Annotated in this window: 21 protein-coding genes and 3 pseudogenes; 12 read left to right on the top strand and 12 right to left on the bottom strand. The window is 64.5% G+C overall.

Annotated elements, in window-relative coordinates; all coding sequences use genetic code 11:
* Nucleotides 1-20 precede the first annotated feature (20 nt).
* Together R3P93_RS04500 and R3P93_RS04495 are read right to left on the bottom strand one after the other, a co-directional pair.
* Nucleotides 21-1019, bottom strand: coding sequence for a substrate-binding domain-containing protein (locus R3P93_RS04500; RefSeq protein ID WP_094639232.1), 999 nt, complete (start codon nt 1017-1019; stop codon nt 21-23).
* Between the two features lie 690 nt (nt 1020-1709).
* A complete protein-coding gene (locus R3P93_RS04495) occupies nt 1710-2699 on the bottom strand; it encodes a YihY/virulence factor BrkB family protein (protein ID WP_394855254.1) in 990 nt (329 codons plus the stop codon).
* 140 nt (nt 2700-2839) lie between these two features.
* Between R3P93_RS04495 and R3P93_RS04490 the strand changes: the two genes are divergently transcribed.
* Complete coding sequence (locus R3P93_RS04490; protein WP_027495724.1) at nt 2840-3010, top strand: CsbD family protein; 171 nt, start codon at nt 2840-2842, stop codon at nt 3008-3010.
* A gap of 194 nt (nt 3011-3204) precedes the next feature.
* The gene (locus R3P93_RS04485; RefSeq protein WP_068056101.1) at nt 3205-3924 is read left to right on the top strand and encodes a GAF and ANTAR domain-containing protein; all 720 of its coding nucleotides are present in this window, start codon (nt 3205-3207) and stop codon (nt 3922-3924) included.
* Between the two features lie 117 nt (nt 3925-4041).
* Here R3P93_RS04485 and R3P93_RS04480 read toward each other — a convergent pair whose 3' ends face one another.
* The 4 genes and pseudogenes from R3P93_RS04480 to R3P93_RS04465 all read right to left on the bottom strand — a co-directional run.
* Nucleotides 4042-4839, bottom strand: coding sequence for a DNA-formamidopyrimidine glycosylase family protein (locus tag R3P93_RS04480; RefSeq protein WP_317532491.1), 798 nt, complete (start codon nt 4837-4839; stop codon nt 4042-4044).
* Nucleotides 4840-4927: 88 nt separating this feature from the next.
* The gene (locus R3P93_RS04475; RefSeq protein ID WP_317532490.1) at nt 4928-6010 is read right to left on the bottom strand and encodes a zinc-binding dehydrogenase; all 1083 of its coding nucleotides are present in this window, start codon (nt 6008-6010) and stop codon (nt 4928-4930) included.
* Nucleotides 5986-7578: a phosphonate ABC transporter, permease protein PhnE gene (phnE, locus tag R3P93_RS04470; protein WP_094670474.1), complete on the bottom strand. Its 1593-nt coding sequence runs from the start codon at nt 7576-7578 to the stop codon at nt 5986-5988. Before phnE ends, R3P93_RS04475 begins: the two co-directional genes overlap by 25 nt.
* A pseudogene (locus R3P93_RS04465) lies at nt 7575-7841 on the bottom strand (phosphonate ABC transporter ATP-binding protein); the annotation flags it as partial. The pseudogene R3P93_RS04465 and the gene phnE, both read right to left, overlap by 4 nt.
* On the opposite strand from R3P93_RS04465, the pseudogene R3P93_RS04460 reads away from it, so the two are divergent.
* From R3P93_RS04460 to R3P93_RS04425, 8 genes and pseudogenes are all read left to right on the top strand, one after another.
* A pseudogene (locus R3P93_RS04460) lies at nt 7835-8119 on the top strand (MMPL family transporter); the annotation flags it as partial. The pseudogenes R3P93_RS04465 and R3P93_RS04460 overlap by 7 nt on opposite strands.
* A 28-nt stretch (nt 8120-8147) precedes the next feature.
* Complete coding sequence (locus tag R3P93_RS04455) at nt 8148-8399, top strand: YgaP-like transmembrane domain (RefSeq protein WP_094639406.1); 252 nt, start codon at nt 8148-8150, stop codon at nt 8397-8399.
* A 42-nt stretch (nt 8400-8441) separates the two neighbouring features.
* The gene (locus R3P93_RS04450) at nt 8442-8861 is read left to right on the top strand and encodes a DUF302 domain-containing protein (RefSeq protein ID WP_094639405.1); all 420 of its coding nucleotides are present in this window, start codon (nt 8442-8444) and stop codon (nt 8859-8861) included.
* Nucleotides 8861-9634 carry a sulfite exporter TauE/SafE family protein gene (locus R3P93_RS04445; protein WP_094639404.1) on the top strand — a complete coding sequence of 258 codons (774 nt, stop codon included), beginning with the start codon at nt 8861-8863 and terminating at the stop codon, nt 9632-9634. The genes R3P93_RS04450 and R3P93_RS04445 overlap by 1 nt, the downstream gene beginning before the upstream one ends.
* 77 nt (nt 9635-9711) lie before the next feature.
* A pseudogene (locus tag R3P93_RS04440) lies at nt 9712-9981 on the top strand (metal-sensitive transcriptional regulator).
* A 56-nt stretch (nt 9982-10037) separates the two neighbouring features.
* Entirely contained in the window at nt 10038-11399 is a 1362-nt protein-coding gene (locus R3P93_RS04435; protein ID WP_094639403.1) for an MBL fold metallo-hydrolase, read from the top strand.
* 73 nt (nt 11400-11472) lie between these two features.
* A complete protein-coding gene (locus R3P93_RS04430; RefSeq protein ID WP_027494146.1) occupies nt 11473-11895 on the top strand; it encodes a DUF6153 family protein in 423 nt (140 codons plus the stop codon).
* A gap of 85 nt (nt 11896-11980) precedes the next feature.
* Nucleotides 11981-12625: a DUF305 domain-containing protein gene (locus R3P93_RS04425; protein WP_008720034.1), complete on the top strand. Its 645-nt coding sequence runs from the start codon at nt 11981-11983 to the stop codon at nt 12623-12625.
* Nucleotides 12626-12731: 106 nt separating this feature from the next.
* Here the strand turns inward: R3P93_RS04425 and R3P93_RS04420 are convergent, their stop codons facing one another.
* From R3P93_RS04420 to R3P93_RS04410, 3 genes are all read right to left on the bottom strand, one after another.
* Nucleotides 12732-14927 (bottom strand): heavy metal translocating P-type ATPase, encoded by a 2196-nt coding sequence (locus R3P93_RS04420; RefSeq protein ID WP_032401336.1) that lies wholly within the window; start codon nt 14925-14927, stop codon nt 12732-12734.
* Entirely contained in the window at nt 14924-15205 is a 282-nt protein-coding gene (locus tag R3P93_RS04415; RefSeq protein WP_045841178.1) for a hypothetical protein, read from the bottom strand. Before R3P93_RS04415 ends, R3P93_RS04420 begins: the two co-directional genes overlap by 4 nt.
* A 678-nt stretch (nt 15206-15883) precedes the next feature.
* Entirely contained in the window at nt 15884-16135 is a 252-nt protein-coding gene (locus tag R3P93_RS04410; protein ID WP_032401334.1) for an SHOCT domain-containing protein, read from the bottom strand.
* A 296-nt stretch (nt 16136-16431) separates the two neighbouring features.
* Between R3P93_RS04410 and R3P93_RS04405 the strand changes: the two genes are divergently transcribed.
* Together R3P93_RS04405 and R3P93_RS04400 are read left to right on the top strand one after the other, a co-directional pair.
* Entirely contained in the window at nt 16432-17727 is a 1296-nt protein-coding gene (locus tag R3P93_RS04405) for a prolipoprotein diacylglyceryl transferase family protein (protein ID WP_230595438.1), read from the top strand.
* Nucleotides 17728-17744: 17 nt separating this feature from the next.
* The gene (locus R3P93_RS04400; RefSeq protein ID WP_231578189.1) at nt 17745-18221 is read left to right on the top strand and encodes a rhodanese-like domain-containing protein; all 477 of its coding nucleotides are present in this window, start codon (nt 17745-17747) and stop codon (nt 18219-18221) included.
* 670 nt (nt 18222-18891) lie between these two features.
* On the opposite strand, the gene R3P93_RS04395 is transcribed toward R3P93_RS04400, so the two are convergent.
* The 3 genes from R3P93_RS04395 to R3P93_RS04385 all read right to left on the bottom strand — a co-directional run bounded on the left by R3P93_RS04395 (nt 18892) and on the right by R3P93_RS04385 (nt 21828).
* Complete coding sequence (locus R3P93_RS04395) at nt 18892-19854, bottom strand: M56 family metallopeptidase (protein WP_032375712.1); 963 nt, start codon at nt 19852-19854, stop codon at nt 18892-18894.
* A complete protein-coding gene (locus tag R3P93_RS04390; RefSeq protein ID WP_032375711.1) occupies nt 19851-20207 on the bottom strand; it encodes a BlaI/MecI/CopY family transcriptional regulator in 357 nt (118 codons plus the stop codon). The genes R3P93_RS04395 and R3P93_RS04390 overlap by 4 nt, the downstream gene beginning before the upstream one ends.
* A 121-nt stretch (nt 20208-20328) precedes the next feature.
* Entirely contained in the window at nt 20329-21828 is a 1500-nt protein-coding gene (locus R3P93_RS04385) for a multicopper oxidase family protein (protein ID WP_317532489.1), read from the bottom strand.
* Nucleotides 21829-21842: the final 14 nt, after the last annotated feature.

The following is a 21842-nucleotide window of genomic DNA, read 5'->3' as shown; positions in this document are numbered from 1 at the left end:
GATGGTCCGGGAATCCGCGATCAGCCCCAGCAATTCTCTTCGCCCCACGCGGTGTCCTGCGACTCGATTCCGTCGACGGGCTGATCGGTGACCAACTGCGAGCCGGTGTCGTTGAAGCCGCTGGGCTTGGTGCCGTCCTCGGCGAACTTCACCACAGCGTCGACACCCTGCTCGGCCATCTTCGCCGGGAACTGCAACACCGTCGCGCCGATGATGCCGGCCTTGACGTTCTCGATGCCGGTGCAACTGCCGTCGATCGAGCCGATGGTGATCTGATCGGCGCGGCCGGCAGACTGAATCGCCTGGTACGCACCCGCTGCTGCGGGCTCGTTGATCGTGTACAGCGCATTGACGCCCGGTGCGCGCTGCAGCAGGTTCTCCATGGCGGTCTGCGCCTTGGTCTGATCGCCGTTGGTGTTCTCCTGGCCGACGATCTCCGGCGAACTGTCGGTCAGGCCCATGCCCTCGAGGAAGCCGTCGTGACGGAACGTGTCGACCGTGCCGCCCGCGGTGCCGTCGAGCATGATGACCTGGGGCGCAGTGGTTCCGAGAGTGCCCTTGACCCATTCGCCCTGGCTGACGCCTGCGGCCTTGTTGTCGGTGGCGAACGTGGCGTCGACCGCGTCCTCGGGGTCGGTTGCGGTGTCGAGGGCGATGACGACGACGCCGGCGTCACGTGCCTTCTTGATCGCGTCCAGGACTCCGGTGGACGAGTTCGGGGTGATCAGAATCCCCTTCACGCCCTGCCCGACCAGGTTCTCGATGGCCGCGACCTGTCCCTCGTTGTCACCGTCGAAAGCGCCGGCCAGAGCCACCAGCTCGGCTCCGCTGGAATCCGCCTGCGCCTGCGCTGCCTCGCGCAGCTTCACGAAGTACGGATTGGAGTCCGTCTTGGTGATGAGTCCGACCTTGACGCTGTCCGAATCCGAACTGCTGCAAGCGGTCAGACCGAACACGAGCGAACCGGCCATGAGCGCGGTGCCGATCGTCAGCGCGGACTTCCGACGGTGATTGAACATGTGGACTCCCTTGTCCCCTAGCCACGCGGTCGCGTCGCTCGATTGCAGGAGCCTAGAACGCATACAAGCGCTTGCGCATGCGCTTTCGCCGAAACAAACCTGGATTCTTTTTCACCGACCGGGCAGACGGTTCGTGACGGGGGTCACGTGGCTTGGGTCGACCCAGTTCGCGCCGCCCCAGTTCCCGCAAATGCGCGCGCGTTTGCCATCCGCGCGCGAACTCGTGCCCGATCACCTGGCTATTCCGTGAGCACCTGGCGAATGCGCGCGCATTTGCGATCGCCGATGCCACGCAACACCACCCATCACTTGTTCGGCGGCGGACCCTCCCCCGTCCGCCGAAACCGAGTCCCCAGCCGCCTCCCCGCCGCCCCAGTTCCCGCAAATGCGCGCGCGTTTGCCATCCGCGCGCGAACTCGCGCCCGATCACCTGGCTAATCCGTGAGCACCTGGCGAATGCGCGCGCATTTGCGATCGCCGCCGATCAGCCCCCTCCGGCGATCAGCCTCCGACGCCCGAGTACCCGCCTCCCCCAGTTCTCCCCGCCGCCCCTGTTCCCGCAAATGCGCGCGCGTTTGCCATCCGCGCGCGATTTCGCGCCCGATCACCTGGCTATTCCGCGCGCACCCAACGAATGCGCGCGCATTTGCCCCCCGCCGATGCCACGCCGATGCCACGCACCACCACCCATCACTTGTTCGGCGGCGCATCCTTCTCCATCACTGCTTCCGGCTCGTCGTAGGTGACTGTGATGTCCTGAAATCCCTTGTTACGCTGTGCTTCTGCTTGGCCGGTGTAGGAGTTCTTGTCACCCTCGGTGAGCTCGACGTTGTCGGTGAACGGCGTCAACAACGCTCGGGGATGCAGGTGGTCGACGCGTACGGCGTTGATTTCGATGCACAGCACGATCAGCACCGACGAGACGTAGAGGAAGCCGAGCAGGCCGAGGACGATCGCGAAGATCCCGTTGCTGGCGCTGGCGTTGCCGACGACATAGCGAATGTAGATGCCGCCGAACGATTGCAGTGCCTGCCAGATCACCGCGGCGATCGCGGCGCCGGGCAGAACTTCGCGCACATTCAGGGCGCGGGCGGTCCCGATGCGGAACGCGGCAATGAAGACCACGGCGTTGACCACGACCGCTCCGACGAGTGCCAGTGCGCCGCCGGCGAATCCGAACACGCCCGAGGACGCGACGCCGTTGAGAACGGTCAGTCCGATGATGGCGGTGCCGACGGTACTGAGCAGCACCAGCCCGCGCAGCCGACCCTTGATCGGATCCGGTTGTTCGTTTCGCGGGACCGACCACGCGGTGTTCATCGCGTACTGAGCGGCCAGTGACACTCCCAGTCCGCCGTACAGCGACCCCACCACGCCGATGACGATGGCGGTCGTTCCGCCGCTGAGCCGATCCGGCTGTCCGAGTTGATCACCGATGACCGGGATCTGACTCATTGCCGAATCGATGATACGGGTCTGCAGTTCGGGGTCCCCGGCCAGCACGATTCCCAGCACGGTGGTGAAGAGCAGCAGCAACGGGAACAACGACAGGAACGAGTAGTACGCGATGAGGGCCGCGAGGTAGCCGCCACGGTCGTCGAGAAATTTGTACAGCACTGCCAGCGGGAAACCCGCCGACGGATGCCTGCGCTGATAACTGTCCACCTTGGCGACCATCATCGGACGAATGTAACCACCGCAGGCACCACGGAAACGTCGACGGTACGTGTGACCCAGATCTCAACATGCGAACGTGCGCTTTCGTCGACGGGCTCCGACTAAGTCTTCAGTACCAACCCGGCACGAGGAAAGGAACTCACATGAGCTTCATCGACAAGGCCAAGAACGCAGCAGAGGACGCCATCGGCAAGGCGAAGGAAGTTGTCGGCGACGCCACGAACAACAAGGACCTCGAGGCCGAGGGCAAGAAGGATCAGGGTTCGGCAGGCGTGAAGAAGGTCGGCGAGAACATCAAGGACACCTTCAAGTAAGTCGTATCTCTGTGAGGGCCGTCGATCAGGTGATCGGCGGCCCTCGCGCTGTGCGACGTACAACCGTTTCGGCGGAAGCGTATAAAGTGCACAGCGCTGGCTCTCGAGCCGGCACGGGCGTCCAGCAGAAGGCGCAAGATCGTGGATCTCTCCGGCGAAGAGCGGCAGGGGTCCTACGCGAGAGGACCGTGTGAATGTCGCAATCATCGCCCGATGTGCACCTTCCCGGATCGTCCCCTGCATCGTCACTCGCCGAATTCGCGCGGTCGTTGCGTGATACCCGCCGTTCGATGCCCGAGACGATGGCAGAGATCTTGCGCACCTCCATTCGGCTCATACCGGGTGCAACCGTCGGCTGCGTCACCACGGTCAGCAAAGGCGTCCGCACCGTGGTGGCATCCACCGACCCCCTGGCCGAAAAGCTGTGTCGACTGCAGTACGAGCTCGACGAGGGCCCGATTCCCACCGAGGTTCGCCACTTCGATGTCGTCGTCTCGGACGACCTCACGTCCGAGCCACGATGGCCGGAGTTCGCGGTTCTGGCCGTGAACGAGGGATTCAAATCCTTGGCGGCGTTTCAGCTCTACAGCAACGCCGACGACCTCGGTGCGTTGATCTTCTACAGTGACGAGCCGCGTGCCTTCGACGTCGACGCGGTCGAGATCGGGGAAGCCCTCGCAGCGCATGCCGCCATTGCCTTGCTCAGCGCCCGCGACAACGAGCAGTTCCGGACGGGCCTGGCCAGTCGCGACATCATCGGCCAAGCCAAGGGAATGATCATGGAACGCTACGATCTCGACGCGGTGCAGGCGTTCGAGCTGCTGGCGAAGCTGTCACAGCAGCAGAATCAGCCTTTGCACAAGGTGGCTCACGACTTGGTCGATACCGACCACCCGACCAATTCGACCTTCTGACGACCCCCAGGTTTCGATCTTTCGGTCACGAGGAAAGCAATCGTTGGTATCGGCAGGCAACACGCGATACCCGCGGGCGGTTATGTCGTTGAGCCAACAGCGATCGACCGCTCGTCGCTAGCGCTCCGGTTGGCAGGTCGGACACCACCATGTTCGACGCTTGTCCGGGTCTCCTGGTATCTCCGCGACCACCCGAATCGCCGTTCCACACCGCAGACACGGCTTTGCGGCCCGCCCTGCAACCCAGTGTGATCGGCCCCGGCGAGTGTCCCCGGTGGTCACCTGCATCGCACCCGGAACTGTCGCCGAATGACGCATCGCCCGCTCGAGCAACGCGACCAATCTCTGCGCGTCGACATCACCCGACGGCGTCCACGGCCACAGGCCGCGCAGAAAACACAGCTCGTTGGCCCACAGATTTCCGGGACCGGCGATGACCCGCTGATCCAACAACGTCGCAACGATCGGACGACTTCCCTGGGCCCCGATGTTGGCAACTCCGCGCTCGGCGTCGAACGTCGAGTGCAGCGGGTCCGGCCCGAGATGCGCGATCAGCGCGTTCATGTCCCTCGTGTATCCGTAGTCGACGACCGGCAGCAGAACTCCGTAGGCGGTCGGCCCGTCGACCACGGCAAGCCGGACGCGCACGTCGGGTCGGATGCGCTGCGGAATCGAACGACCGGCCCGCACCACCGTCCACGAACCGCTCATCCGCAGATGCGTGTGCAGCGTCGTGTCGTTCTCGAAATCGGTCAGCAGATGCTTGCCGTGTGTTCGATGCCCGACGACGGTTCGCCCGGCCAGATTCTCGACTGCGTGCGCCGGCACCTGCAGCCGTCCGGCCCGCAGCGTCGCGCCGTCCAATGCTCGACGCAACCTTGCGGCCAGTGCAAATACGGTGTCGCCTTCGGGCATGCTTCTGGGGTATCCCGCTCGGCACAACCGTAATCGCACGCTCGGCCCGCTCGTACGATGAGCGCCTCCGCCGACGCCGACGCCGACATCACCGTGAAGCGACACCGGCCGGACGCGCCGGACAGTCGTTGGACCTCGTCGACAGACCGTGAGCCCAGGGCGCGACCGACGACCGGAGAATCCCCGACGGCGTCGGCCGCAATACGGATTCGAGTTCGGCCAATGGAACCGGTGCCTCGACGAGGGATTCCCACGGATACTTCTCGCCGGTATCACGGAGGAAGGCAACGGCCTGGTGGAGGTGCCGCGGCTCGTAGTTGTGGATTCCTGTGATGGTCAGCCAGTTTCGGACCACCGCTTCGGGGTCGACGGTGATCGGGGCACCGGGCGCGACGGAGCCGGCGAGGACGAGCCGCCCACCGACGTCGAGTCGCCCCGAGGCCGCCTGCACAGCCGAGGACGATCCGGAGAAGTCGATGGCCACATCGGTGCGTGCACCGTCGTCCTCCACGGCCCCGAATGCACGGGATTGTCTCTGCCGCTGCAGGTCTCGGTCGAGGACCGACACCGCTGCACCTCGTTCCCTGGCCGCCGCAGCGGCGGTCACCCCCAGCATCCCTGCCCCGACGATCAGTACTCGTCGACCGTCGAGCGCACCGGCGGCGTCGAGGGCGGCCATCACCGTCGCTGTCGCACACGCTGCGGGTGCGGCGACGGCGTCGGGCATGGTGTCGGGAATTCGGACCACTGCGGTTCCGCGTGGGAGCACGATGTGTCGAGCATAGGAGCCGCTGAGAGCCCATGCGCTCTCGGCAGACTCGTGACCCACCTTGCGCACGGCCGAACATTTGGCCGTGAACCCGCGGACACATCGGGCGCACCGACCACAGCACACCGTGACCGACCAGACGATCCGATCTCCCACCTCGACAGCCGATACCGCATCGCCGATGGCAATCACGTGACCGACGGCCTCGTGCCCGAGCACCGACGGGCACGCACCGTGCCGTCGACCGGACACGGTGTGCAGGTCGCTTCCGCACACCGTGGCGAGATCGACGCGCACCAACACCTCACCCGATTCGAGAGTGGGAATCTCCATGTCGCGTCGTTCGATTCCGCTCCCCGTCCAGACGGCGGCCTGTGTCAGACCAACAATGATCTGATCCATCCGGAGATCCTTTCCACGATGTACACGACGACGAAGATGACGAGAACGATCGCACCGGCGACGTCGAAGTTGAGAGTACGAATCGACTCGAAGAGCAGGAAGCCGATACCGCCTGCACCGACGATCCCCAGGATGGTCGAGGTGCGGATGTTCACGTCGAGCAGATACAGGCTCGAACCGACCATCGACGGAATGGCCTGAGGGACAACGGCACTCAGTGTCCGATTCCACCAACCGCCACCGACCGACGCCACCGCTTCGAGGGGACCGGGATCGATCTCCTCGATCGCGTCGGCGACGAGTTTGCCGAGGAATCCTACGGACCCGATGGCCAGTGCACAGGTTCCCGCCACCGGGCCCAGTCCGAGCGCCGCGACGAATACGACAGCGAGGATGAGTTCGGGTACCGCGCGGACCAGCAGGATCCAGGATCTCGCGACCCAGTACACCGCGGGATGCGGAGTTGCGTTGCGCGCGGCCAGAACTCCGACGGGTATCGACAGAACGATACCGATGGCGGTGGCCACGACTCCGATGGCAACGGTCTGTACGGCGGCGTCGAACAGGTCCGCTCCCAGCGCGGAGAAGTCCGGTGGGACCATACGCCCGAACACCTCGATCGACGGCCCGATCCACGTCAGAAGCGAGCGCGGATCCAATTCGAGCACCACGAACGACGCCACGACCGCGACGACGAGCACGGCCGACGCTCCGATGCGCATCAGTCGATCGCGCTGCGGGCCGGCCGCGGACGGCACCAGCAACATGCGGCGAAGAGCCATCGCCGCCAATTCCATCGCGGCGATGATCACCAGGATCACCAGTACGATGCCGAGAGCACGCGGGTAGATCAGGCCCCGCAGAGCGTCCTGCAGGGCGAACCCGATACCGCCTGCCCCGACGAAGCCGAGGACCACCGACATGCGCAGATTGATGTCGATTCGATAGACGAAGGCTCCGATCCACGCCGGAACGACCTGCGGAACAACGGCGTTGATCATCTCCCGGTAGTAGCCGGCACCGGCGGCACGGATCGCCTCTCGCGGTCCCACGTCGGTCTCTTCGATGGCATCGGCGAACAGCTTGCCGAGCATGCCGATGGAATGCAGTGCGAGGGCGAGGATGCCGGGCAACACTCCGATCCCCAGCGCCCTGACGAACAGCACCGCGAACAGCAGATCCGGCATCGCCCGGCAGAACGTGATGACGGCGCGAGCAACGCTGTAGAGGACCGGATGCGGCGAGGTGTTGCGCGCCGCGAGAAACGCCAACGGCACCGAGACGATCGCTGCGAGCACGGTGCCCAGTACTGCCATGAGCAATGTGTCGAGTGCGAGGGAGACGATCCTGCCGGTGTCGTCCACGCGGGGCGGCAGCATCCGCTCGAGCAGGTTGCCGACGTCTTCGAGACCGTCGATCAGGGTCGTCGGCGCGAAGTCGATGTACCCCGCCGAGAGCACGGTCAGGACGAGCGCGGCGACGCCCAGCGCCGGGAACAGCCATCGACGTCGCCGCGGATCGTTCTGTGCAGCAGTGTTCGTGGGCTTCGGTTCGACCGTGACGGTCATATCGGTGCCACCGTGGTCATGTTTCCGGGGTCGGGCGCGATCCGCTGATAGATCGGCATGATGTCCTCGCGTCGGAGACCGGCGGCCGGGCGATCGAGCACCACCCGACCGTCCCGCAGACCCACGAGCCGATGCGCCCAGCCGAGCGCGAGATCGACCTGATGCAGGGTGCACACCACGGTCAGCTTCTCCTCGCTGCACACCCGCTGCAGCAGATCCATCACCACGCCCGCGTTCTCGGGGTCGAGCGAGGCGACGGGCCGGGGACCCGAAGGCAGCTCAGGTCGACGGGCTCGCGCACTCCGGCCGGGTCATCTTCGCCGCCGCCGCGGTGATGGTCGCCGTGTTCTTCACCTTCGCACTGTCCGATCCGCTCCCACCGAAAGAGATGGGCATCATTCTCGGTGTCGCGGTACTGCTCGATGCCTTCCTGATCAGGCTGATCCTGCTGCCGGTCTTGCTGCGTCTGACCGGTCACGCCGCATGGTGGTCACCGGCTTGGCTGCGCAAGGTGCTGCCGTCGATCAGCTTCTCTCACTGACACCCTCACCACACCGAACGGAGCACTGATGATCGATCCGAACACAACCCACTCGGCGGCATTCACAGGATGGCCGATCGAACGTATCGTCCCCGCCCTTGCTGCCGGTGTCACCGCCACCGGTCTGGCACTCGGCGAATTACACGCACCGCAGTGGCGACTACTGAGCGCGTTCGCTGCCGCGAACCTCGCCCTCTACGCAGCGGTCGGCTGGTGTCCGGCGAGCGCACTCCTCAGCCGGGTCGGCGTGCCGAGTATTCGTCGGCCCCTGAACGGGTAGACCTACATCACCGCAGTTTGATAATCGAAAGGAATTTCCCTCATGAACATCGCACTCTCGACCACCCTGACCGACACCGACTTCGCCACCGCAGTCGACTCCGTCAAAGCAGCCCTGTCCGATCAGGGATTCGGTGTTCTCACCGAAATCGACATGCAGGCCACGTTGAAGGCCAAACTCGACGAGGACATGGAGCAGTATCTGATCCTCGGTGCCTGCAATCCCACCCTCGCGCACCGCGCCGTCGGAGTCATGCGCCAGATCGGGTTGCTGCTGCCGTGCAATGTCGTCGTCCGCGCCGACACGAGCGCACCCGGATCGATCATCGTCGAAGCCATGAACCCCGACATCATGGTACAAGCGACAGGCGAACCAGCACTCTCCGACGTCGCCGCCGAGGCCACCACCAAGCTCCAGGCCGCTATCGACGCACTCGGTGGCCAGGACACAGCACACAGCTGATGACCCTGACGCTGGCCCTGGTTCTCGGCGTCGCCGTCGGCATCCTGCTCGGTCTCCTCGGCGGCGGTGGGTCGATCGTCGCCGTCCCGGTTCTGGTCTACGCCCTCGACCTGCCCCTGGCGGAGGCGATACCGACCTCGTTGCTGGTGATCGGTGTCGCCTCGGCGACCGGGGCCATCCCCAAGGTGCGGGCGAAGCTCGTCGAGTGGCGACTGGCGGCGATCTTCGCGGCCACCGGTATCGTCGGCACCCTGGTCGGCAGCGCCCTGGGAAGACATCTGCCCGAGGCCGCCGTGATGATCGGCTTCGCGATCGTCATGATCATCGCCGGGGCGCGGATGCTGGGAAGCACCGACGATGTCGGAACTGCCTGCAAAACAGGGAATTCCGGGATCGACTGGCGGCGGTGCGCACCACGGTCCATCCCGACCGGGTTCGGCGTCGGAGTCCTCACCGGACTGTTCGGCGTCGGCGGAGGATTCCTGATCATCCCCGCACTCGTGCTGCTGTTGGGAATCGAGATGAGTGTCGCCGTCGGAACATCGCTGGTGGTCATCGTCGCCAACTCCGCCGCCGGACTGATCGCTCAGGCCGACGGGCTCGGCGGGAACTGGCCGCTGACAGCCGCGTTCGCCGGTGCGGCGATCGCAGGCTCGCTGGTCGCCGGGCGACTGAGCACACGCATCGACACCGACAAGCTGCGCACGTGGTTCGCCTACCTGGTGTTCGCCGTCGCAGGCTACGTACTTGTCGACACACTCTTTCTTTCATGACCGGACGCACACACCGACCCGATGCCCCCAGGGGTAATCTGGAACGACTACCACCCTCACACCATCAGGAGATCGCAATGGTCGGCGACGAAGACAGCATCGCATTGGTACTCAACCGTCTGCGCCGCGCACACGGCCAGCTCGCCGGAGTGATCGGCATGATCGAGAACGGACGCGACTGCAAAGACGTCGTCACCTAACTCGCCGCAGTGTCCCGCGCCCTCGACAAAGCCGGCTTCAAGATCGTCGCCACCGGCCTCCGCGAATGCATGACCGGCGAGACCGCCGACAACAAAGAACCCATGACCGAAGCGGAACTGGAAAAACTCTTCCTCGCACTGGCCTGAACGACACATTTCACGTCAGAAACGAGGCCGACCCGACAACACCGTAGGAGTACCCCATGAGCACGACCGATCCAGATATCGCCATCATCGAAACCTCGAGCCTGGGCGACCGCAGTTACCTGGTCAGCCACGACGGCATCGCCGTTGTGATCGATCCCCAACGTGACATCGACCGCGTCCTGGCATTGGCAGCGGAGAAGAACGCCACCATCACCCACGTACTCGAAACCCACATCCACAACGACTACGTCACCGGCGGCCTCGAACTCGCACGCGCCACCGGAGCCGAATACGTTGTGCCCGAGGGTGACCCGGTCGAATTCGAGCGACGGGCAGTGGGGGACGGCGATGTCGTCGACGCGGGATCGGCGACGTTTCAGGTCATGCACACCCCGGGCCATACACATCATCACGTCAGCTACGTACTGCAACTCGGAGACGAACCGATCGCGATCTTCACCGGCGGCTCGATGCTCTACGGATCCACCGGCCGCACCGACCTACTCGGCTCCGAACACACCGACGAGCTCACCCATGCCCAGTTCCACTCGGTCCGTCGAATCGCCGCCGAACTCCCCGCCGACGTCGAGGTCTACCCCACCCACGGATTCGGTAGCTTCTGCTCCGCGACCCCCACCAGCGGCGACTCGTCGACCATCGGTGAACAGCAACAGTCCAATCCCGCGCTGACCCAGGACGAACAAACCTACGTCGACGAGTTGATCGCAGGACTGTCGGCCTACCCCGCGTACTACGCCCACATGGGCGTCATCAACACCGAAGGCCCCGCACCGATCGACCTGTCCACCCCAGAACCCGTCGACCCCGACGAACTACGCCGCCGCATCGACGACGGACAATGGGTCGTCGACCTCCGCGCACGCACCGCCTTCGCTGCCGGACATCTCGACGGTTCCCTCGGCTTCGAGCTGTCGACGACATTCGTCACCTACCTCGGCTGGCTCTACCAGTGGGGTGCGCCGCTGACCTTGATCGGCGACACATCCGATCAAATCGACGAGGCCACAAGGGAGTTGGCACGTATCGGCATCGACCACCCCTCCGGCTCCGCTGTCGGAGAGATTCATTCGCTCGCCAGCGACGGGCGCGTACGGTCCTACGAAGTGTCCGACTTCGCCGGACTCGCCGCAGAGGACTCGGACATTGCAGTGCTCGACACCCGTCAACAGTCCGAATACGCGGACGGCCACATCCCCGGTGCGATCAACATTCCCCTCCACGAACTGCCGCACCGACTCGCAGAAGTTCCCGACGGCAAAGTGTGGGTGCACTGCGCCTCCGGCTATCGCGCCTCGATCGCGGCCTCACTACTCGACCGGGAACATCGCAGCGTGGTGCTCATCGACGACGACTACAACCGCGCAACAGATCTCGGACTCGACACCTCGAAGACATGACGAAATGCTTCGACGACCGAACGCGACGAGACAGGCGTACCCCCAGGGGGTATATGTTGGTATCATCGGCCGCATGCACTCAGTGAATCGGCACGGTCGACGGGGCACAGCTCCGACGGCAGCTTTACTGATTGCACTGACGGTGTTCGGTGTCCTGTTGATGCATTCGGTGACACCGATGTCGATGCCCGTGACCGGCTCGATGTCCACATCGATGAGCGGCGGCCATGCCTCGTTCGCAGCACCGTCCCACACGGACGCCACGGTTCCGGTGATGACCGGGGAACATGACTGCCCGTCGGGGCACCAGATGATGCATCCCTGCGTCGGCACGACGGTGTCGTGGCCCGCGCTGACGGTCCCGGCGATGAGCGCAGCCCTCGACCTGGCGCCGACATCGGTGAACCGGATCATTGGACGGGCCGACTCCACGCTTGAGCGTGCGCCGCCGTGGACGTTATGGGAGTTGGACAGATCGGTGACCTTGCGAGTGTGACAGGGAGCCCGGCAGACGCGTGTCTGTCGGCGGATCGAACGACATCCAATTCTCTGCACTACCCACTCTTGCAAGGAGTTTCCTCATGCGTACCAAAGTCATTGCCTCGATCGCTGCTGCCGCCGCGAGCGCGTTCCTCGTCGTCGGCTGTAGCGACAACGCGGCCGATTCGTCGATGGACGGCCATGCGATGGGATCGATGTCCTCGGCACCGATGTCCTCGGCCCAAGCAAGCGCGTCCGCAGAGTTCAACGATGCCGACGTGATGTTCGCGCAGATGATGTACCCGCATCACGCCCAAGCAGTCGAGATGGCCGACATGGCGAACGGCCGCACCGACAACCCGGAGGTGCTGTCGCTGGCATCGGCGATCGCCGCCGCGCAACAGCCCGAGATGGACCAGATGACCACCTGGCTCACCGAGTGGGGCCAGCCCATGCCCGACATGGACAGGGGTGACATGGGTGACATGGGTGACATGGGCGGGATGGACCACAGCTCCGGCAGCGGCATGATGACCGCTCAGGACATGGACGCGTTGATGGCAGCGTCGGGACCGGAATTCGACCGCCAGTGGTTGACGATGATGATCGCCCACCACACCGGCGCCATCGAGATGGCCAACACCGAAATCGCAGACGGTTCCAATCCTGACGCCCTGGAGATGGCCCGCACCATCGTCGCCACCCAGCAGCAGGAAATCGACACCATGCAGCGGCTGCTCGGCTGACCCGGCCCGCTATAGACAACGATGGCCGCATCCTCTCCGGCGGAGAAGGTGCGGCCATCAACGTTCCACAATTGTCAGGGCTGCGTTCCCGGTACGAGATCAGCTCTCACAGTGACGGTGTGCGCTGCGACGGAGGGTTGGAACTCCCCTCGTTCACCGCTCCGGTGATGGTGTCGGGTGTGAGGTCGAGTCGACGCAGTAATTGTGCGTTCGCAGCGACGATGATCGTCGACAGCGACATCAGGATCGCGCCGATCGACATCGGCAGCACGAACCCGACCGGCGCGAGCACTCCTGCCGCGAGCGGAACCGAGATGAGGTTGTATCCCGCTGCCCACCAGAGGTTTTGCTTCATCTTTCGGTACGAGGCGCGCGAGAGTTCGATCACCGACAACACCGACCTCGGGTCGTCGCTGGCGAGGATCACTCCGGCCGATGCGATTGCGACGTCGGTGCCGGCCCCGATCGCGATACCGACATCGGCCTGCGCCAGAGCCGGGGCGTCGTTGACTCCGTCGCCGACCATCGCCACCGTACGGCCTTCGCTCTGGAGTTCAGCGACGTTGTGCGACTTGTCTTCCGGTTTCACCCCGGCGAAGTAGCGGTCCACACCGAGCTCGGTGGCGACGGACTTCGCGACGGCGTCGGCATCACCGGTGATCATCACGACCGCGATTCCTCGCGCGTGCAGCGCGTCTACCGCAGTGCGTGACTCGGACCGGATCTCATCGGCGAGCGCGAGGGCACCGATCACGGCCCCGTCGGCGAGGACGTGCAGGATGATCGCCCCGTCCCCGCGCCACCGGTCGGCGACAGCGAGTTCGGATCCGTGTTCCTGCTCGAGCAGTGCCGGCCCGCCGACCTGGATCCGGACGCCGTCGACGTCGGCTGCGACCCCGACGGCGGGGGACGACTGAAAGCCGGCTGCAGCCGGGACCGTCAGGTTCCGCGCGCGTGCGGCCTCGACGATGGCACGGGCGAGTGGATGTTCGGAATCTGCTTCTGCGGCAGCGGCCAGCGCGAGAACGTTGTCGGCGGTGCGCCCGCCGGTCACCTCGACTGCGGTGACGGTGGGTTCACCCTTGGTGAGGGTCCCGGTCTTGTCGAACAGCACGGTGTCCACCGTGCGCATGGTTTCGAGTGCGAGCCGGTCCTTGACCAGAACACCGCCGCGGGCGGCGCGTTCGGTGGCGATGGAGACCACCAGCGGAATCGCCAGTCCGAGTGCGTGCGGGCAGGCGATGACCAGCACGGTGATGGTGCGGATGACGGCGTCGTCGGGCATCCCGACCAGAGTCCACACCGCAGCGGTGATGATCGCGGCACCGAGAGCGAACCAGAACAGCCAGCCAGCGGCGGTGTCCGCGATGCGCTGAGCGCGCGAGGTCGAGTTCTGGGCGTCGGCGACCAAGCGGCCGATGCCGGCGAGGGCGGTGTCCTCCCCTACTGCAGTGACCTGGACGCGCAGACCTGAGTCGGTGGCGACAGTGCCGGCGACGACTTGATCGCCGTCGCTGCGGCGGACGGTGCGTGATTCCCCGGTGATCATCGATTCGTCCATGCTCGCCGATCCGGAGACGATGGTGCCGTCCGCCGGTACGCGGCCGCCGGGGCGGACGACAACGACATCACCGAGCTGCAGCTCGGACGGGGGCACCGGCACCACATCGTCGCCCTCGACGCGTTCGGCGACATCCGGGAGCAACGCCGCCAACGAGTCCAGAGCGGAGGTGGTCTGGGCGAGTGATCTCATCTCGATCCAGTGCCCGAGCAGCATGATCACGATCAGCAGGGCCAGTTCCCACCAGAAGTCGAGCTGATGATCGAGCAGGCCGAGGCTCGCTCCCATCGACGCAATGAATGCGACGGTAATCGCCAGGGCGATGAGCAGCATCATTCCCGGTGCACGGGAACGGATTTCGCTGACTGCTCCGGAGAGGAACGGAGACCCGCCCCAGGCGTACATCACCGTTCCGAACACCGGAGAGACCCAGGCAATCCACGCTGCGTCGGGCAATGAGTAGCCGAGGAGCATCGCGAACATGTTCGAGGCAACGATCACCGGAACGGCAAGGACCAGCATGACCCAGAACAGGCGACGAAACATACCGACGTGATCACCGTGACCGGTGTGCCCGCCGTGCTCTGCGTTGTGCCCGCCGGTGTCGTGGTCCGACTGCGGAGTCGCCTTCTCTGCCCCGTCCGTGTGCATTTCGGGTCCTTCTTCATGCCCGCTGTGCTGCAGTCTGTTCGGCGGATCCGTCCGCGCGGAGTCGACGTCGGAGTGTGTGTGATCGTTCATCGTGCAGTCCTCTCATCCATCGAGTTCGATATCCATTCATCCCATGAACTCGTGGGTTCTGGTTCGGCTGTGTATTCGGCGTCGAGGGCGACAATGATCTGCGCCTGGACGAGCGCGGCTGCACTGGTGACCGTGAATGTCCCTGCCGCCGCCGATAACGCGACAGTGTCCATTCCGATCACGGCGTTGACGTCGTTGCGGACCGACGGCTCACAGTGGCCGTACATCAATACCGGCGTAACTGACAGTGCGTGATGATCATGCGTAGCTTTCGACATCTCGGACAACATATACCCCATAGGGGTATATGTTGATCAAGTCGAACCATACCCCTTCCTGATCCCATTGGGAAGAACCGTCAGGGTGTTGTCAACGCGTGAGCGCCAGTCGGCTGGCCACCAGGTGCACCCGCGGTCGCTGTCATGCTCACGGACGGGCATGGATGTCGATACCGATTCGGTCAAGGGGCGCATGCATCCGCGGCACAGCTGAGCCTTACAGCGACGGGCGTACCTGCACACGCGCGTGGATCATCGGCGTTCGCTGCGATTTCCGTTACGAGTCTTCTCACCGACTGGAGGCAGGGCAGGGCGAATTACGCCGTGTCACGGCGCGCATGGCGAGCCCGCGTGTCGACTCTCGAAGATCGCGGAACTGCTCGTTCGGTCGATCGCTGACGCCGCAGATCGGACGGTGGAGCGATACTGTCTCGTTCACCATGGGGCTGCGGCGCCGCCGATGTAGCGTTGAGTAAGTCGTAGATGGGTGTATCACTCACGTTCGGTTCCACTTTCGATCTGATCGTTTCGGTGCGCCTTCGAACGCGCCGACAGTTGCCGCTCACCGGCCCCGGGCGAGCCCTGCCCTACCGGCCAGCCGGCGCGCACCGACATATCCAGTCCGCAAACTCGGTCACATGCGGTGAAAATGCCTGCCCGTCACACCGCAGTTGCTCTTTACCGAGTGTCGGCACGCTTGCGCAGCGCAGCGGTCGCCAATTCTGCGACCGCTGCGCGATAGAAATCTCGATCTATCTCCCCGGCCGCGAATCTACGATCGAGGATTTCCTGCGCGTCCTCCCCCGATTGCGGGCGAGCGGACATCAGCCGAACCGCACCCCAGATCAACAGAGCGATCACGACCAGCCAGAACGCGGCCATTCCTGCCATCATCGTCCATCCGCCACTCATGGTGCCCATATTCATCATTGCTGCTCCTCACTCTCGCACCAGCCACCTGCTGACCTGCGGAGTGTGGTCATCCCGCAGCTCCTACTATAACGCTTAGTAGTTCAGCTACTATCGAGCATAGTAGTTGACTGCTGTCGAGACGCCGTCGCCCGGACAGGCGATGATGGAGGCAACCTGTGGGAAAGAAATCCAGCAAGTCGCGATCGAAAGCGCACAAACGACGAACCACGGCGACACGATCCGGGGGCGGCCCACCGGCTCCCCACCCCGGTGCCATACGTACTGAGCCCCAGCCAAGGCATCCCCTCTCAGCGGTGGCCCCACATTCTGCGGTCAGCGTCGCCGCCGCCGATTATCTTCGAAGCAGGGGCCACTCGCCCGGCAGCGGTGCACTCCATCCCACTGTCGCCCGGGCTTTCGCGCCGGACTCCACTACCCCACCGCGAGCGTCGGCCCAGGCCGCAGAACCGACGATCGATACTGCAGCGCCGCCGGAGCGCCCACGTGCCCGCACGCCTGAAGCTGTTGCGCCCGCACCGCAGAGTTACGCACCCAAGCGCTCACCAGCCACCAGTTGTACCGATGAGATTTCCCAGGTCGAGCCGCTGGGGCTTGCGGTGACGTACTGGGGTGTCGGCGGGGCCGATGCCGAGCCCAGCCACGACGTGGCGATTCGCTTCACTGGATCGCGGGTGGAAGTCGAGGGCCATGCATCGACCGAGAAGGTCGGTTTCGATCGGACTCTGGTCGTGAAATCACGTCCTGCCGCTGGAGGCCGGTTCGCCGCGACCACCCGTATTCAGGGCATTGCCAGCGGGGAGTGGGAGGTGAGTGCGCGACGCATCGACGGGGGCGCAGACAGTAGCGAACGGCAGCAGAACTCTGTGCTCACCGCGCGCACTGCGCTACTGACATACGGTCCCGCTGTGCGGGTGTGGAGTTGGCCGGCGTTGGTAGCCGCGGGAGCGGTGGTTGCATTGATTGTTCAGGGATTCCTGCTCTCACGCATGGATGCCAATGTTGCTGCTGCTGTTGCAATTTCAGCTCTGAGTTGCGTTTTGGGATATATCGGTGCCAAGGTTTGGTACTTGATCTTGCACCGTCGACCGATATCTACTTTCATCCGCGCAGGAGCGTGCATACAAGGCTTCCTCCTCGTTTCGCTCGGCACCTTGGTCATCGGCGGAGCACTCGGGGGTATGGACGTCGGCGCAGTCCTGGATGCAACCACCCCGGGATTGTTTCTCGGCATGGCGATCGGTCGTCCGGGATGCTTCTTGGCGGGCTGCTGTTCGGGGCGTCCGACTCGATCTCGGTGGGGCCTGTTTTCGTCCGATCGCACCCTGGCGACGAGGAGGATTCCGGTTCAGCTCTACGAGGCCGCTGCAGCCCTGTTGATCGCGGGAGTTGCGCTCGCCGCGGTACTTCAGGTCGACCTTCCCGTCGGAGGGCTGGTCTTCCTGGGGAGTATTGCCGCATACACATTGGTCCGGCAAGGCCTGTTTCTGTTTCGAGTGGACGCGCACACTCGTCGAGGCCGACTCACTGTCTCGCTCATCTGCTGCGCGGTCCTCATCGGCGTCCTCGCAGCGTCGCAGGTGCTCTCGTGATCACCGAACGTATTTTTATGCGTGTGCCTTTCGGTGATCACCTCGATGCGATGGCACCGCATTCGGTGTCCCGATCGACGCTCCGTAGTCCGGCATCGATACTGACTGTCCTCGTCCTTGCACTCGCTGGATGTACCGGCGGCGAGGTCTCTGAGCCCACCGCGTCGATGCCCGTTGCTACACGGGCGGAACTGCTCGATCCCGCTGACTTCGCCGCCGCAATCGCCGATCCCGCCCGAGTCACGATCAACGTCCATACCCCCGACGAGGGCCAGCTCCCGGGAACCGACTCGAGCCTTCCCTTCGACCAGATCCGACAACAGGCCGCGACGTTGCCGCCCGACCGGACCACGCCGCTGGCGATCTACTGCCGTACCGGGACAATGAGCGCCACCGCTGCGAAAGAACTGGCCTCTCTCGGCTACACCGATGTCGTCGAACTACAAGGCGGCATGCTCGCGTGGCGAAACACCGGACGAACCATCGGAGAATGATCACGCACGTTCCGCACCACCGCCCCCGAAGGTCGAGCACCAGAACCGATCCGGTGAAATCGAATGCCGAGATCGTCTTGGTCAGGGTTTACCAGGTCGGGACCGGACACTTCGCCGATGGTCCCGCTACTGCCGGGAAGTGAACCTATCGGTTTGCCAGCGGGCGCAAACGACGTCGAACGGGCCCCGGCCTGTACCGGCGAATCAGAACCTCGCCCGCTGTCACCCTCAGTGCTACCAGCGCAGGCGTGCCCTCGCCCCAGGTTGCCTTCTCCTCGGCGGTGGTTCGGCTCCGTCGGCCGACTCGCTCACGATCGACAACGTATGGACGTGCTGGCAGCGCGCGATGTCAGGCGAAGAACGAGACGGCCGGTCGTCGGAAGACGCGGGCGGCCCCTACACCGAGGCGTACAAGCGTGAGCGCCGCCGTCAAGGTCGGGGTTGGGTGGTCCTGATGGCGGGTGTCGTGATCGGTGCGACCCACGTCGTAATTCATCTCGGGCAGCTTCGGTTTCTTCCGAGCGCCGGATGGCAGGATCTCGCGGTCGGCTATCCGATGGCGATGGTCCTCGCGCTCGTCGGTCTCATGATGATCGCTTCCCGCAGCCGAAAGCCGAGGGGCGAGTATTGCGGACTCGCTCCCGTGATCTGTAGTGCCGCGCGGGGCATTTCATCCCACCGCGCAGGATGCCAACGTCATGGCCCCCAGCAGGGCCACTACTGGTAACGCAGGCAGGGCAACGGCGGTGCACGCTACGAACGCCCGCGCCCACCGGAGGGGAGCATGCGGGATCACTCGGTCCACGGCGAGACGATCGAGCCGCACAACGGTGGCATCGGAAACCATACCGAGGGCGGGCAGAGGAACAGGGTGCGGGCGCAGCGAAGTCAGAGCGCGCCGCACGGGGTCTCGTCCGTGCGAGCGGGCTGCGCGGGCGTCCGCGTCGAGTTCGACCAGAGCGCGCACGAGCGAAGGTGACGCTCGCATGATCGGTAGCCACGGAAACGCATAGGCCACCGACTCGGCAATGCCTACGAGCAGATGATGCCGGCCATCGATGTGTGCACGTTCGTGTGCGAGGACCGCCTCGACTTCAGCAGGCGTCAACTGCGTACGCAGCCCCTCGCTGGCCACGACCATCGCCGGTCGTCCCGCGACGCTGTACGCGAGAGGACTGTCCAACGGAAGCCACAAGGTCGACGCGGGTTGATTCGAACCGGAAAACCCGACGCCTCCAGCGATGATGCGCAGCAGATCGATGTGCCGCTCGTACACTCGCCGTCGCTCACACACTGCGCGCCTCAGGTGGACGATCCAGCGGACTGCGCCGCAGCCCAACATCGCAATCCCGACAACCCCGACGATGGCCTCGACGCGGGCAGGTATGTCGCCCTGAAGGGCGAGCCAGCATTGGTGTGCGATGTCGACCAGGGTCGTCACGCCCCCATGACTGGGGATCGCACTGAGCACGACCGGTACCGCAATGCTGACCAAGGTGCCCACAACGAGCGCCGACCACGTCAAGAGCGTGACGTGCGCATCGATACCTCTGTCGATCATCGACCTCATCAGCAATGGCGCGGCAGCCGCAACCAACAGCCCACCGAGGGCCCACAGGAGTACGGCAGTCACCTCTGACGCTCTTTCAGACCGCGGGTGAGCACCTTCGATTCGTCATCGGAAGCGCCGCGGGCGAAGTGCAGCAGCACGCTCGTCGGGTCGCCGGTCGATTCGAGAAGTATTCGCAAGGCGTCGGAGGCGGCTTCTTCCCTGCTTCGGGTGGCTTCGTACCAATATGCCCGTCCGTTGCGTTGTCGGTGTACCCAGCCTTTACGGTGCAAATTGTCGAGCACCGTCTGAATCGTGGTGTACGCCGGTTCTCGACCGTCCTCGAGTTGATCGATGACATCACGAACCCGGACTGCGGCGCTGGTATTCCACACCACGTCCATCACCAGAGCTTCGAGCTCTCCCAAACCCTGCATGAGTGCCTCCTAGGCGCGTGTTCACTCTATCCCGTCGAACGAGCCAGCTACGTGATCCTTCGGTAGCGAGCACCCTGGTCCGAGAGGTTTGCATGCCTCGAATACGAATGCGGCCGTAGGCTCACGCCAGGTAGGACACCGATGTCATCATTCCCGCTTCCCCGTGATAGAGGTTGTGGCAGTGCAGAAGCCACTGGCCGGGATTGTCGGTGTCGAAGTCGACTTCGACAGTTTGGTTCGGCAAGACCAGCGAGGTGTCCTTCCGGGGGCCTGATCCGGCACCGTTGACAACCTCGAAGGTGTGTCCGTGCAGATGCATGGGATGAAACATCGTGGTGGCGTTGACGAAGCGAAGTCGTACTCTTTCGCCTTCGCGAACGTCGAGGGGGGTGTGCTGCTCGTACGTCTCACCGTTGAGCGTCCAGGTGTACCCGCCCATCTCCATCCCGAGAGCGATGTCGTACGTGCGATCCGGCTCGCGTGCGGACAAGCGGACCGTATCGAGCGACATCAGTTGATCAGCCATCACCGGGGCTGCAGAGAGTTCGGCAGGCCGGACTGAGGACTGCGGCGCGGCGCCTGGCCCGGTACGCAACACAGCGAACCCGCTCCCGTCCTTACCTTCCGCGGCGGCGACAATCGGAAACGCCCCGTCCTGCAAGGTGATGATTGCGTCGTAACGCTCTCCCATCCCTATCAACAAGCATTGCGCCTGCTCGGGCTGAACCGGAAATCCGTCGCTGTGAGTAACAGTGAGAGGATGCCCCCCCACTGCGAAACGGAAGGCCGTGTCGGCAGCTGCGTTGATGATGCGCAGGCGCAGCCGCTGGCCCGGCCGTCCGCCGAGCACGATGGGGTCGGCGGCGATCTTGCCGTTGATCAGGTAGTACGGGTAGCTCACGTCGCCGGTGTCGCCACCGAGAGGCGACTGGGCGGTGGGCGCGCTCATCGACATGCCGCCCATCGACATGCCCTCGCTGCGCAGCCGTTCGAGTTCTCGATCGGGGTCGCCGGCTACCCCGTCGAGCCAGTCGTCCAGGACCAGGACGGCTTCGAGGTCGTAGTCCGAGCCGTCGGCGGGGTCCTCGACGATCAGCGGTGCATACAGTCCTCTGTCGAGTTGGGTACCGACGTGAGGGTGAAAGAAGTACGTGCCCGCGTCGGGCACGGTGAAGTCGTAGCCGAACGAGTCACCGGAAGCCACAGCCGGCTGAGTCAGGCCCGGCACTCCGTCCATGTCGTTGCGCAAGGCGATTCCGTGCCAATGGATCGTCGTCTCCTGCTCGAGGCGGTTGTCGAGCTGTGCGCGCAACACATCACCTCGGCTCAGGCGAATCTCGGCACCGGGGAGTCTGTCGCCGAAAGTCCAGGTCTGTACCTGCACTCCGCCGAGGTCGATCGTGCTGGGCTGAGCACTCAAGGAAATATCGACTTGTCTGCCGGTAGCCGAGCGGCGCGCGTCCTCGGCCTGTCCCACCACATCGGAGTCCGGTCCGACGACTGCTGTTGCGGACGAGCCATTGCCGCATGCCCCCAACACGACGGCACTCGTTCCGGCCGCGCTCAGCGCGAGAAAGTTGCGGCGCGTGAGCGAGAACGCACCTGCCCGCTGCCCGGTCATACACATCTCCCAAT

Source organism: Rhodococcus cerastii (genome assembly GCF_033042195.1).
Classification (GTDB): Bacteria; Actinomycetota; Actinomycetes; order Mycobacteriales; family Mycobacteriaceae; genus Rhodococcoides.
Note: the sequence above shows the minus strand (reverse complement) of the source record. Positions and strands in the feature narration are given on the sequence as shown.

Coding starts and splice junctions, on each gene's coding strand:
- R3P93_RS04500 (WP_094639232.1), bottom strand. CDS start 1,019: ATGTTCAATCACCGTCGGAAGTCCGCGCTGACGATCGGCACCGCGCTC.
- R3P93_RS04495 (WP_394855254.1), bottom strand. CDS start 2,699: ATGATGGTCGCCAAGGTGGACAGTTATCAGCGCAGGCATCCGTCGGCG.
- R3P93_RS04490 (WP_027495724.1), top strand. CDS start 2,840: ATGAGCTTCATCGACAAGGCCAAGAACGCAGCAGAGGACGCCATCGGC.
- R3P93_RS04485 (WP_068056101.1), top strand. CDS start 3,205: ATGTCGCAATCATCGCCCGATGTGCACCTTCCCGGATCGTCCCCTGCA.
- R3P93_RS04480 (WP_317532491.1), bottom strand. CDS start 4,839: ATGCCCGAAGGCGACACCGTATTTGCACTGGCCGCAAGGTTGCGTCGA.
- R3P93_RS04475 (WP_317532490.1), bottom strand. CDS start 6,010: ATGGATCAGATCATTGTTGGTCTGACACAGGCCGCCGTCTGGACGGGG.
- phnE (WP_094670474.1), bottom strand. CDS start 7,578: ATGACCGTCACGGTCGAACCGAAGCCCACGAACACTGCTGCACAGAAC.
- R3P93_RS04455 (WP_094639406.1), top strand. CDS start 8,148: ATGATCGATCCGAACACAACCCACTCGGCGGCATTCACAGGATGGCCG.
- R3P93_RS04450 (WP_094639405.1), top strand. CDS start 8,442: ATGAACATCGCACTCTCGACCACCCTGACCGACACCGACTTCGCCACC.
- R3P93_RS04445 (WP_094639404.1), top strand. CDS start 8,861: ATGACCCTGACGCTGGCCCTGGTTCTCGGCGTCGCCGTCGGCATCCTG.
- R3P93_RS04435 (WP_094639403.1), top strand. CDS start 10,038: ATGAGCACGACCGATCCAGATATCGCCATCATCGAAACCTCGAGCCTG.
- R3P93_RS04430 (WP_027494146.1), top strand. CDS start 11,473: ATGCACTCAGTGAATCGGCACGGTCGACGGGGCACAGCTCCGACGGCA.
- R3P93_RS04425 (WP_008720034.1), top strand. CDS start 11,981: ATGCGTACCAAAGTCATTGCCTCGATCGCTGCTGCCGCCGCGAGCGCG.
- R3P93_RS04420 (WP_032401336.1), bottom strand. CDS start 14,927: ATGAACGATCACACACACTCCGACGTCGACTCCGCGCGGACGGATCCG.
- R3P93_RS04415 (WP_045841178.1), bottom strand. CDS start 15,205: ATGTCGAAAGCTACGCATGATCATCACGCACTGTCAGTTACGCCGGTA.
- R3P93_RS04410 (WP_032401334.1), bottom strand. CDS start 16,135: ATGATGAATATGGGCACCATGAGTGGCGGATGGACGATGATGGCAGGA.
- R3P93_RS04400 (WP_231578189.1), top strand. CDS start 17,745: ATGCGTGTGCCTTTCGGTGATCACCTCGATGCGATGGCACCGCATTCG.
- R3P93_RS04390 (WP_032375711.1), bottom strand. CDS start 20,207: ATGCAGGGTTTGGGAGAGCTCGAAGCTCTGGTGATGGACGTGGTGTGG.
- R3P93_RS04385 (WP_317532489.1), bottom strand. CDS start 21,828: ATGACCGGGCAGCGGGCAGGTGCGTTCTCGCTCACGCGCCGCAACTTT.